The sequence below is a fragment of the Roseomonas sp. TAS13 genome (genome assembly GCF_001950415.1).
Classification (GTDB): Bacteria; Pseudomonadota; Alphaproteobacteria; order Acetobacterales; family Acetobacteraceae; genus Roseomonas; species Roseomonas mucosa.
Window position 1 is genome coordinate 1 of sequence record NZ_BDLP01000141.1, and the last position, 10,911, is coordinate 10,911.

Sequence of the window (10,911 nt, forward strand, 5' to 3'; positions counted from 1 at the left end):
CCGCTTGGCGCTGGCCCTGGGCGAGCGCGGGGCGGTGCTGGCGGGGATGGAGCAGGGCAGGGGCCAGAAGCCCGCCCAGGCGACCCAGCCGTGCCAGGACCGCGACGCGGCGCAGGCCTCCGCCAGACCCGCGGCGCCTTCCCAGGCCAACCCGGCGCCATCCCCGGTCATTCCCCGGGCCTCCCCGCGAGCTTCCGCAGCTTCGGGGCGGCGCGCGGCGCCGCGCTTCACCGAGGCCGACGCCGCGGTGGACTTCGCCGTGGCGCTGCATCAGGCGGGGTTGCGCGTGAGCGGGCCGGTGGAGATGGACGGGCGGATGCACCGGGTTGCCGTGGAGGGGGACCGGAAGGGGCAGAAGTCGGGAACCTACGTCGGGCATCTGGACGGCTGGCCGGCGGGCTACATCCGCAACCACAAGACCGGAACCGAGATCCGCTGGAAGGCCGAGCGGCCCGTGGTGCAGATGGCGCCGGCCGAGCGGGCGGCGTTCGCGGCCAAGGCGGCGGCAAAGTCCGCGGAGCGGGCGCGGGAGCGCCACGACACCCAGGAGCGGGCGGCCAGGATGGCGCACCGGCTATGGGCGGCGGCGGCGCCGGCGACCTCGCACCCCTACCTCGCGGCCAAGGGGGTGCGAGCGCACGGGCTACGGCAGGACCGGCGCGGCCGGCTGCTGGTGCCGGTGCAAGGACCGGACGGGCGGCTATGGGGCCTTCAGCGAGTGGATGTGAACGGGTCCAAGCTGTTCCTGAAAGGCGCCAGGACCGAGGGCGGGCACGCGCTGATCGGCGACCGGCCGAGGCCGGGGGCGCCGCTGCTGGTGGCCGAGGGCTACGCCACGGCGGAGACGCTGCACGAGGCGACCGGCCTGCCGGTGGCCGTGGCCTTCAACGCGGCAAACCTGGCGGCCGTGGCGAAGGCGTACCGGGCGGCCGACCCGTCGCGGCCCATCGTCATCGCGGGCGACAACGAACACCACCTGCCGAGGCGGGCGGTGCCGCTGCCGAACGTGGGGAAGGAGAAGGCGGAGGCCGCCGCGGCGGCCGTGGGGGGAGCTGCGGCGGTGCCGTCCTTTCCGGCCGGCGACCGCGGCAGCGATTGGAACGACTTGGCGCGACGCCAGGGACACCAGCCCATCGCCACGGCGGTACAAAACGTTTTGAGCCATTTACAAACAGCGCAGCTCAACAAAACCGCAATGGCTCAAAACGCTGCTACCGAGAAAACTACAAAGCAGGGGCGTGCTTCCGGTCCCAGAATGTAGGCAACGAATAATCCAAGGGGAGGTGCATTTGAGCTTGCCGCCGTGGGGTGCTGGTGATGAGGAATCTCTAATCGACAAAGTGACTAGGTTGCAAAACGGATTGGTCGCTAGAGCAACTGGAGGCAACTTTGACGATGACGAATATAAGCAGCTTCGGGACGAGCTGACCCGCAATCCAATGACGGCGGGAAAGCTGCCTGCCTTTGTTCGGCCCTGTCGGGATACAAGCCAATTCTGGCCTTACATTCAAATAGAGCACGCGCAGTATCAGGGAAGACGGGTCCACATTTGGGACGCTTTCCGGCCATTGCTGGACCAGCTCGAAGCCCAGGAAAATTCACCCGGCACAGAGCCCATAACAGAGGCGTTGGAAGTCCTCGATGCAGAGCACGTTGCTGTGGCCTGGACAAAGGCGCTTGAGCGCCGCACCGATGATCCAGATGGCGCAATTACAGCAGCGCGGACGATGCTTGAGACTGTTTGCAAGCACATCCTTGACGATGCTGAGAAGGCGTATCCTGATGACGTGGACTTGCCGCGGCTTTGGGGAATGACCGCAGAGCTGTTGAACCTGGCGCCGAACCAGCATCAAGAGCCGGTGTTCAAAGCCATACTTGGTAATGCTCAGGCTGTTGTGGGAAATCTTGCTGCCATCCGCAACAAGGCGGGTGACGCACATGGACAGGGCCGAACAGGTATTCGTGCTCAACCCCGTCACGCTGAATTAGCGGTCAACCTAGCCGGAACAATGGCCTCTTTCTTGGTTTCAACTTGGCAGCATCGTTCCAAGAAAAAGGCTGATTGGTTTAGTTGACGCGCTTGGCGCTGCTACCGTTGTGGAATGGGGTCGTCAAATCGGTGCAGGGAACGGGTCAATTTGTGCTTTGGAAGGGGGCTAAGTGATTGATGGCCTAGATTGGCTTAAACATGCTTTGCGGCCCATCCGAGTGCAGACGGCCATAGAACTCCATCGCATATCGATCGGTCATGCCAGCCACAAAGTCGCATATAAGTCTCATTTCCGTGTCCATGTCACCGCCGCACAGGTAGTACTGATCTCTAACATCATCAGGCATAAGTAGGTGTCCCTTGGGGCCGGCCAAGGCTTTGAATATGCCCATTACCACTTCGTATCCGCGGTATTCAGGGAGTTTGACCCTCGAAGAGAAAATGGTAGCTAAGTAAGTATACTGTTTCAGCACCTCCACTCTAAGTTTTGCCTCCGCCGACAGATGAACCTTAGACATTGCCGGACAGTCGGCATTGTACGTCAAAGTTACCGATCCGATGGCCTCTTTAACCAACTGAGACGACAGCTGTGTGCGAAAATAGCCAGACTTTGCCAGCTGATCATATGCGTTGTATTGATCAATAAACTTCTCTAAATCGCCCTTATCGCCTACTCTCTGGTTGGGATCAGTAAAAATCTCAACAAATACGGCCATTGCCTCAACCGCGGTAACATTCTTCTGAAGCTCGTCGCTAACCTTCTTCGCCACATCATTCATCAATCGCGGCGGAGAGGACAAAATTGCAGCGGGCGTTAAAAATCCTGCTTTAAGTGAATCCTCAAGATCGTACGTCGAATATGCAATATCGTCCGCTATATCCATAATCGCACACTCGACGGTCTTAAACTCACCGTCTGGGACCACGTACGAACCCAAGACATGCTTCTTTATCTCAGAAACAATCTCGCGCTCGCTCTGATAATACCCCTTTGAAAGTTTTGCGCCCTCGGGTCGCGCTCTGGGGATCAGCGAATCATACTTGAGGATTGATGCAAGGGTTCTATAGCAAAGATCAAGGCCATATGGGACATTATTGGCGTCCCTAGCTTTACGCTCAAGTTTAGTGACGATCCGAAGCGTCTGTGCATTGCCTTCAAATCCACCATGCGAGTGCATGGCGTGATCAAGGGCGCGCTCACCATTGTGTCCAAACGGAGGATGACCGAGATCGTGTATGAGGCTAGCTGCAGCGCAGAGGCGCGTATCGATGCGCTGCCTTGCATCCATCTTTTTCAATTCTGGATGCTCAGTATTCAGCCTATCGGCAATTCCTTCCGCAATCTGCGCTACTTCGAGCGAATGCGTTAGCCGATTACGGAAGAAGTCAGATTCATGCCCAGGGAAAACCTGCGTTTTACCTTGCAAACGCCTAAAGCTGGGTGAATGGATGATCCTGCCGTAATCGCGGAAGAACGATGGACGCCACTCCTCATCGTCCTTTTTGGACAAAGATCGCCTGAAATCATCCTTTTGGTAAAACAAGCCCCTATCGCTCAGAATTGGCTCCAGAAGCCTCGCCCTCTTTCTTCGCCTCCGCTGTTCCCTGAAGGCGAACCTTTTCAGCCTGCATCCGAATGACTTGCTTCAAGAGCGTGTCCTGCTTTTCCACAAAGCGGAAAGCGTCATTAACGGCTGCATAGCCTGACATAGAACGGCTCCCGTCTGGCGCGTACAATGAGCGCGCATCTAACTCGATTCGGCAACTCTCTGCGAGTCTGCCTTAACGAATGGCGTACTCCGCATCGCATAGCGCGCTTCGGTCAACGCGCCTAGTCGGGCTGGGTTAGAGCACTCGCCGCTCAACTTCTCGGGGAGCGCGCATCTAGCCGCGCTGCCAGTACCCAGCCCACACCCGAGACACCGGGTATCGTAGCGCTGCGCCGGTCGCGCGCTGGCGCAGCACCCCGTTCGGCTGACGGCGAGTGTCCTCGCGCCATGCAATCTCGCCCGCGTAGGCAGCGAGGTATCGTCCGCTGATGTGGTAATGCTGCCCCCACTCGGCGCGGCGCAAGCGGGCGAAGTAGCTGTCCGCCTGGTTGGTGCAGGCGGCGTTGAGGCTGAATGCGACGGAGTGGTTGATCCGACGCAGGTTGTAGAAGGCGTGCAGGACGTCCCAGCCGCCCGCCTCATCGGCATGAATCACGGAACCCGGCGCGATATGCTGGCGGGCAAGCGCCACACCGTCCGCCTCGCGCGCCACGACGAACGGCAGGGTACGCCCGTCGCGCTCACGAAGGACAACCCCGGAGTGACGACGTTGGACTGGTTCTCCGAAAGGCGCCGGTCCTTGCGATCCGCCTTCTTGTTCTCTCGGCGGGTGTGGCCGCCGACATAGGCGCCGTCGATCTCCACCACGCCGGAAAGTGTGGCATCGGACCGGTTCGAGGGAGAGAAGCGAACCCCAATGGCGGCTAACCTCCGCGTGCTGAGGCAGACGCTGGAAGCCGCCGGGGTGCGACCAGTGTTCTCGGGCGATATCCCAATCGGCATAGACGCCTCTCCAGAGACCTAGCCCGGAGGCGGGCGGGGTTCCCCGCCCGCCCACCTTACGACGATAATAGCGTGAGTGACGGACCAACCGGAGCCAAAGCCGCTGGCAGTTCGCCGCATAGCCTCTGCACCATCTCAAACGAAAAGCCGTTCTCAGATTCTAAGCCAGAGGGGGGCAGCGCCCCACGATCAACGAGCATCTTGATCGCCTTGAGCAGCATCTTTGGCTGTTCCATCGGGATTTCCCGATCCAGAGGCTCCTCTCTAAGCCATCGGTTCTTAGTGACGGTTTTCCGAAATAAGACGTACTGACTGTCGTCAATCGCGCCTAGCACCTTAGCGTAATGTGCAATCGCCTGCATCGACATGCCCCACCGGCGCTTAAGCCCCTGTAGGTGCGCTGCACGGGTCGAATAGAACTCAATCAGAAACATATTACGCGGAAACAGGAACTCGCTGGCGAACCGATGCGCCTCCTCCTCCAACCGGTCGCGGATGCGCTTGTCATTCAGATCCTCCTGCGCCGCGCCATGGTGGAGGATGATGTGTCCAACCTCATGGGCCGCATCGAATCTGGAACGACAAGCGGATTCCTTATCTGATCCGAGTAGAATCAGAGGTCGGCCGTCGACCCAGCATGAGAAGGCATCGATTTTATCCGACCCCATCTCATAGCGGCTAACGATGATGCCGTTCGTTTCCAGTAATGCTATGACATTGGCAATCGGGCCGTCACCCAGCCCCCAAAGGCGGCGGGTCGCGGTAGCAATTTGTGCGATTTCCTCGTCCGAGTAGGAAGTCGCGCCCGGCGAACGATCTACCGAAGGCAACTTCACTTCGGGCAAACGCACGAGCTTGCCAATGCGGTCTACCACCTCCCACAGCCACTTGGTCTTTACGTCCAACGACGCATTAAGCTTGTTGCTCTTGGGACCGATGCTGCGGAAGAACCGCGTGCCAGTGGTGGCTGGCATGGGCCGCCCCTCGCGCAGGAAGAACGTGACGGGCTGCCTAAGCGCGGCCGCGATCGAGAGCAGCTTTTCCATGTCGGGCCTACGCGCGCCCGTCTCGTAATAGCCAATTGCTTGGCCTGTCAGCCCAACAGCACGCCCCAGCTCGTCGCGCGACGCTTGGAGCGCAACCCGAGCCTCAATAAGCCGTGCGGGAGCAAAACCACGCACCCGATCCGGAAAGGAAACTACGTTCGTCATCGATCCAGCTTGTTATCACGTAAAAACTTCTCAAGGTCCTCAAGCGGCTCAAGATCAGGGGCCTCGGTGGGACCCTCGCGCTTGTCGTCGCGCTCGTCCGTGCCGCCGATCACCTGCGGCATATCGACAAAGTTCTCGGTTCGATACAGCAGTCGATCCTTAGTCGGATGTGGGAAGCCGATGTTGACAAAGTTGAGGTCCTGATACCCGTGCAGGATCAGCAGATGGCGAAGTCTGTCCGAACGCTCCGCCTCGTCATTCCATTCCGGCCACAGATACCGCGTATTGTTCAGGCCAAAGTTCTCACGAAACTTGGCGTGACGAGGCTTCGACGAAGGCTCCGAAACTTGGTTGACCGTGATACGTGACCGCGGGCTGTGCAGCACGAGATGCTTGCCGGTCGGAGACGCATATTCTTCCCACTTCGGCTCGAACGGCAAGCTGCCGCTCCGTGCTAACTTGAAGAGCTGTAGCTCGACAGCCTTCACGATGAGCTGGCCGCGCTGAAACAGGCCGCTCGGGGTCATCAGGAAATCCGCCTGCTCCATGAATGTGTCCACAGTTGCGTAGGCGAGACGCATGGCCGGCGGCAGGAAGGCACGGAATCGAACCGGAAACTCGCCATCCACGAACCGCTCAACCGGGTTGTCGGCCTCCGTCATGTCGGATCCTGTTGATTTTTGCGCTAATCAACAGAAGGCGACTTTTCGGGAAAAAAGTCAACAGCCCGTAGCGGCTCAACCCGCGCCTCGCTGACCCGTGAGGTCTCGTTGCTGCTTAATGCCGGCGCATCCCTGCACGCGCAGGGCATTGACCACCTGTTCAGCCTCCACGTTCCGACCGTCACGGCCGGTGACTACTGCCGTGCATTGGGGCACGGGTTGAGGCGCCCGCGCCGAGGCAGGCAGGATGCCGAAGCCATAGACAGCGGCCAGGCCGGATGCAGACAGAACGAGCTTCATAAGGTAATTTCCTTGTCTATCTTACGCACGCGCGCCGCGTTGACGGCCAGGCGTGGCGGCTTCAGTCGGCGCTGCGGCGGCCGGCTTCGCGGCCCGGCCGGCAGCGGCCACGCTCTGCCAGTATTGCGTCGCAGCCGAGGCTTGCCCCTGCCCCAGCTTTGACGATCTGGCGCCGGCTAAGGCCGACTCTTCCGCCCGGCGCGGCGCGGTGTCGTGGGATTGGTTGGAACCCTTGGTGTCGGACATACTGCCCTCCTACTCCGCCGCTTGTTTATGGAAGCGGCTGGCCTCGATCACCGCGCGCAGCTCGGCGCGGCGGAAGTAGATCGCGCGTCCGCAGCGCAGCGGCTTGGAGCCACGGGCGAACACGAACGCCTCATCGCCGCGCACGTCCTGCATCAGCTCATCCGGCCGGATCAGGGCGCGGGCCATCTCGTGCCGGTTCATGCTGGTGCCCTTGGAGCGTGAGCCGACTTCCAGGGCCTTGCCCTGACTGCCGGCGTTGCTGCCCTCGCTCTCGGCCAGGACCGAGTGCCCGCCGGCCGCGTCCGATACCGACTTCGCGGTGTCGGTGTTCTGGACGGCGGCATACATCCGCCAGCTCACGCTATCGAACCAGGCGTTGCGGCCCTGCCGGCCCCACTGTTCCACGAGCTGATCCTCGGCCTGGTAGAGCAGTTGCAAGGTAATCCCGTATTTCCGGCCGGCGTCGCGGGCGACCTCCAGGATCTTCATTGGCCCCAGGCGGCGGACCTCATCGAGCATGAACAGCACCCGGCCCTGCACGGCGCCGTCCGCCTCGTAGAGCGCGTTCAGCAACGCGCCGACGAGCACGCGCCCGACGGCGGGGGTGTCGCGCAGCACCTTGAGCGGGATTTGCAGGAACACCGTCAGCTTGCCCTCTGTCAGCTCGGCGGTGCCGCAGGAGGGTTCCGCGCCCTCGGTACCGCCCGACACCAGATCGGCGTAGGCGGCGACGGAGAGCCAGGCGGTGTCGCCGGTGGCATTGCCGTAGATGCCCGAGAAGGTCTCGGGGACGATCTTCTTGATAGTGCCGGCAATGTCGCGCGCCATGGGGCTGTTCGACCCGGCGTGGATGCCTTCCAGCACGTCGCGCATCTGGTCCTCGGGGGTGACGATGCCGGCGCGGAGCGTGCGGAGGGTCTTGGCCTCCGCGGGCATGGTGTCGTCCCACAGCATATGCGCCAGCAGGCAAGCGACGAGCTGCTTGCCCCAGTTGCGGAAGAACTTATCAGCGTCGGAGCTGCCGCCTTCCGCCTCTCCGAAGATCCAGCCCACGACGGCGTGGACGTTGGTTTCCGCGAGGGGGTGGGTCACGTCGATCCAGTCGAGGACGTTGATCCCGCCCGGCGTGCCGGGTTCCAGGGAGACGACCTTGTGCCCCATGGCGGCGCGGGCCGCGGACAGCATCGGCCCCAGCTCGCGCGAGGGATCGAGCACGACGGCGGCGCCGGTCCAGTGGACCAGGGTAGAGGCGGCCGAGACGGTCTTGAAGCCGCCGGAGCCGGCGAACACCAGGCTATGGGTCGGGCCGATCTTGCAGGGGTCCACCAGCAGCGCGGCCTTGCCGCCCTGGCCCCAGGTCTCCCGCCGCTCCGGGTCAAAGGCGAGCCTGGCCACCTTGTCCTGATCCACCCGGTAAGCCTCGCCCACGACCACGCCCCCGAAGTCGGGGTGCGGGCCAGGGAAGCGGTCACGGGCCTCCTTCATGCTCATCCACTCGGCGTGCCCGTGGTTGTCGGTGCTGCCGCGGACGACCTCGCCGGGGCGGGTGACGCGCCCGCCGCGAAGCTGCACCAGGCGGTAGATCACCAGGCCGAGGAACACGGTGGGCGCCCCGGCCCCGAACATCAGCCATCGGCCGACGATGGGGTGGGGCGACGCGAACAGGGCGTAGCTCCACCACTTGCCGATCCAGGCGGTCCCCTGGAACGGGAAGTAGCGGACCAGGCCGGTGCCCCACAGGAACACGGCCGAGGCCGCAGCGGTCCAGAGCAGGGCGAGGATGGCCAGCAGCAGGCCCCAGGCCACTAAGCGACCGGGGGAGGGGAGGCGGCGACGTTCGCTCATCGCCCCGGCCTCCGGCGACCTGATGCTGGACGGCTAGACGCAAGACGTACAGCGCCCATCGTATATCTCTCTTCCAGCCCTATGCAGGGCCCTCCCAAGACGGTCCAGCGTTAGGCGGCGCGGAGCAGATCGGCGGCGACCTCGCCGCGGCGGGCGGCGTCATCGGCGAACCAGACCTCGCGTATGGAGTAGGTGCCGGCGTCATTGTGCAGGGGCACGATGGCGTCCACGGCGCTGCCGATCATCGCGGCCAGGGTGTCGTCGCCGTAGGTGGCGCCCTGCGGGGTGCCCTTCACCAGGTTGAACAGCCGGCGCATGGCCTGCGGCGCGTCGGCGCCGTGAATCGTGGTGAGGCTACCGGGGTGCCCGGTCATCACCTCGTTCAGGTACACCCAGGCCGCGTCGTCGCGCAGTTCCTGCAGCAGCACGCGGTCGGGGCGCATCCGTAGGGTGGCTTGCAGCAGGGCGTCGGCGGTGACGCCGCCCATGGTCAGCCCACCCTTGGAGTAGAGCAGGCGGACAGAGTTGCCGTGTGGCACGACCAACTCAAGCGCGTCCTCAATTGTGAGGATGCGTTCGGTGCGCGGGATCTCGGAGGTGAGGGTCTTGCTCAGCGTCGTCTTGCCGCCGCCCGTGGCGCCGCAGAACAGGATGTTGCGGCGCGCCCGCACTAGGCCGCCGAAGAAGGCCACGGCGTCGCCCGCGTCGAACAGCTCCAGCAGCCCGGCGCTGTCCGCCTGGCGCTGTTCCCGGCGCTTGTCCCAGCGGTTCCAGCGGGAGGTGTCGTAGCGCCCGGCCAGGTCAGACAGGGCGGCCACGGAATCGCTCGGCCGGCGGAAGGTCAGCGAGACCGTGCCGGGCGGCACGGCGGGCGGCAGCACGACTTGCAGGCGGTGGCCGGTCGGCAGGTCGGTGGAGCACAGCGGGTGCTCGGCGCCGACGTTCTGGTTCCGCAGGGCGCCGGCCAGGATGGCGACGCCTTCCAGCATGTCGAAGTCCAGCTCGGGGGCGGCGTGCCGCTCGAAGCGCCCGCCCTGGCGTAGCCAGAACTCGCCGGGGTGGTTGATGCACAGCTCCTCGGTGCGCGGATCGGCCAGGGCGCCGGCCACGGGGGCGAGGGCGAAATCCAGTTGTGCCGCGGCGTGCATCATCGGCCTGCCTCCCGCGCGAAGGCGAACAGGAGCTGCGCCGGATCGTGGATGGTGGGCGCGTCCTCCGGGGAGGGACCGGGCAGGCGGCACGCCTGCCCTGCCGTTCCCCAACTCCCGGCCGGCGCCGCAGCGGCGAGGTGAAGGGCGAGCTGCACCGCCGCGCCCCTCACCGGCTCACCAACCGATATACGTCCGAGAAGTCCAGATTTCTCGCCACGAACACCGTCATGGGCTCCCCCTGGTTTCGGCGCAGGGTGGAGGGAATGTTGATGTCGGATTCCAGCGCTTGGCTGGTGGCGCGCTGCCCGCCCGACTGGAACTGGTTGAAGGTGACGCCCGTGCCGTTGTTCAGCGAGTTGCTGGCGACGGTGGCCGCGGCCTGTAGGCCGGTGTCGAGGAAGGCGAGCAGCATGGCGCCGCGGAACCGCTCGAAGAAGTGGCTATCGACCTCGCCATCCAGCCCGGCCTGGCCCATCACGTCGGCGCCGGGGCTGTTCAGCTCCATCTGCACGCCGCCAGGCGTGAGGGCTTGGGTCATCACCACGAACAGGCGACGCGAGCCGCGGGCCAGGCCGGAACGGACCTCGCCCACGATGCGGGTGCCACGCTCCATCAGCACGACGGTTCCGGTGGAGCCGCGCACGTCCACGGGAGTGATGCAGGAGAAGAAGCCGGCAACCGTGGAGTCTATCGGCATCTCGGGAATGCAGGGGATGCGCGTGCCCATCGGCACCGTCAGTTCAGGATTCCGCAGCACGGTTGCGCGGGCCGCGGCCATGCGGGACGGGCGCAGGCGCGAAGAGAGCGCGTCGTCGGGCTCATTGGCGCCCCCGGCCAGGCCGCCGGGGACTGTAGCAGGCGCCCCGGCCCGGGCAGCGCGGGGGCCGGCCGGCCCGTCCTGCACGAGCTGCGCGGCCTGCGGGGCGGCACGGTCCTCGTAGCTCATGATCGGGG

General features: G+C 63.9%; 11 protein-coding genes and 1 pseudogene. 2 read left to right on the forward strand and 10 right to left on the reverse strand.

The features are described 5' to 3' along the window. Positions 1 to 247 precede the first annotated feature (247 nt). Together ROTAS13_RS12485 and ROTAS13_RS12490 are read left to right on the forward strand one after the other, a co-directional pair. Complete coding sequence (locus ROTAS13_RS12485; protein ID WP_216348642.1) at positions 248 to 1,261, forward strand: toprim domain-containing protein; 1,014 nt, start codon at positions 248 to 250, stop codon at positions 1,259 to 1,261. 28 nt (positions 1,262 to 1,289) lie between these two features. Further along, entirely contained in the window at positions 1,290 to 2,075 is a 786-nt protein-coding gene (locus tag ROTAS13_RS12490) for an abortive infection family protein (RefSeq protein WP_083755505.1), read from the forward strand. A 97-nt stretch (positions 2,076 to 2,172) separates the two neighbouring features. Here the strand turns inward: ROTAS13_RS12490 and dgt are convergent, their stop codons facing one another. The 10 genes and pseudogenes from dgt to ROTAS13_RS12530 form a co-directional block, all read right to left on the reverse strand. Further along, complete coding sequence (gene dgt / locus ROTAS13_RS12495) at positions 2,173 to 3,501, reverse strand: dGTP triphosphohydrolase (RefSeq protein ID WP_216348643.1); 1,329 nt, start codon at positions 3,499 to 3,501, stop codon at positions 2,173 to 2,175. Between the two features lie 37 nt (positions 3,502 to 3,538). Then, complete coding sequence (locus ROTAS13_RS27160) at positions 3,539 to 3,700, reverse strand: hypothetical protein (protein ID WP_171979089.1); 162 nt, start codon at positions 3,698 to 3,700, stop codon at positions 3,539 to 3,541. A 174-nt stretch (positions 3,701 to 3,874) separates the two neighbouring features. Then, positions 3,875 to 4,282 (reverse strand): annotated as a pseudogene (locus tag ROTAS13_RS28090) (transposase); the annotation flags it as partial. Next, on the reverse strand, positions 4,192 to 4,542 hold the full coding sequence (locus ROTAS13_RS28600; protein ID WP_073140494.1) for a transposase: 351 nt from the start codon (positions 4,540 to 4,542) through the stop codon (positions 4,192 to 4,194). The pseudogene ROTAS13_RS28090 and the gene ROTAS13_RS28600, both read right to left, overlap by 91 nt. A 56-nt stretch (positions 4,543 to 4,598) precedes the next feature. Continuing rightward, complete coding sequence (locus ROTAS13_RS12510) at positions 4,599 to 5,753, reverse strand: ImmA/IrrE family metallo-endopeptidase (protein WP_073140491.1); 1,155 nt, start codon at positions 5,751 to 5,753, stop codon at positions 4,599 to 4,601. Then, positions 5,750 to 6,415, reverse strand: a complete 666-nt coding sequence (locus ROTAS13_RS12515) for a hypothetical protein (RefSeq protein WP_073140489.1) — start codon at positions 6,413 to 6,415, stop codon at positions 5,750 to 5,752. The genes ROTAS13_RS12510 and ROTAS13_RS12515 overlap by 4 nt, the downstream gene beginning before the upstream one ends. Before the next feature lie 75 nt (positions 6,416 to 6,490). Further along, complete coding sequence (locus ROTAS13_RS26290) at positions 6,491 to 6,715, reverse strand: hypothetical protein (protein ID WP_139281455.1); 225 nt, start codon at positions 6,713 to 6,715, stop codon at positions 6,491 to 6,493. 255 nt (positions 6,716 to 6,970) lie between these two features. Next, positions 6,971 to 8,806 (reverse strand): type IV secretory system conjugative DNA transfer family protein, encoded by a 1,836-nt coding sequence (locus tag ROTAS13_RS12520; RefSeq protein WP_073140486.1) that lies wholly within the window; start codon positions 8,804 to 8,806, stop codon positions 6,971 to 6,973. 110 nt (positions 8,807 to 8,916) lie between these two features. Next, positions 8,917 to 9,957 carry a P-type DNA transfer ATPase VirB11 gene (gene virB11 / locus ROTAS13_RS12525; RefSeq protein WP_216348644.1) on the reverse strand — a complete coding sequence of 347 codons (1,041 nt, stop codon included), beginning with the start codon at positions 9,955 to 9,957 and terminating at the stop codon, positions 8,917 to 8,919. 166 nt (positions 9,958 to 10,123) lie between these two features. Next, positions 10,124 to 10,911 (reverse strand): TrbI/VirB10 family protein (locus tag ROTAS13_RS12530; protein WP_139323343.1); only part of this gene is annotated, 788 nt, incomplete at its 5' end.

What these genes read in the sequence shown, in the direction of transcription:
- ROTAS13_RS12515 (WP_073140489.1), bottom strand. Translation starts at nt 6,415, where the DNA reads ATGACGGAGGCCGACAACCCGGTTGAGCGGTTCGTGGATGGCGAGTTT.
- ROTAS13_RS12510 (WP_073140491.1), bottom strand. Translation starts at nt 5,753, where the DNA reads ATGACGAACGTAGTTTCCTTTCCGGATCGGGTGCGTGGTTTTGCTCCC.
- ROTAS13_RS26290 (WP_139281455.1), bottom strand. Translation starts at nt 6,715, where the DNA reads ATGAAGCTCGTTCTGTCTGCATCCGGCCTGGCCGCTGTCTATGGCTTC.
- ROTAS13_RS27160 (WP_171979089.1), bottom strand. Translation starts at nt 3,700, where the DNA reads ATGTCAGGCTATGCAGCCGTTAATGACGCTTTCCGCTTTGTGGAAAAG.
- virB11 (WP_216348644.1), bottom strand. Translation starts at nt 9,957, where the DNA reads ATGATGCACGCCGCGGCACAACTGGATTTCGCCCTCGCCCCCGTGGCC.
- ROTAS13_RS12520 (WP_073140486.1), bottom strand. Translation starts at nt 8,806, where the DNA reads ATGAGCGAACGTCGCCGCCTCCCCTCCCCCGGTCGCTTAGTGGCCTGG.
- ROTAS13_RS28600 (WP_073140494.1), bottom strand. Translation starts at nt 4,542, where the DNA reads ATGCCGATTGGGATATCGCCCGAGAACACTGGTCGCACCCCGGCGGCT.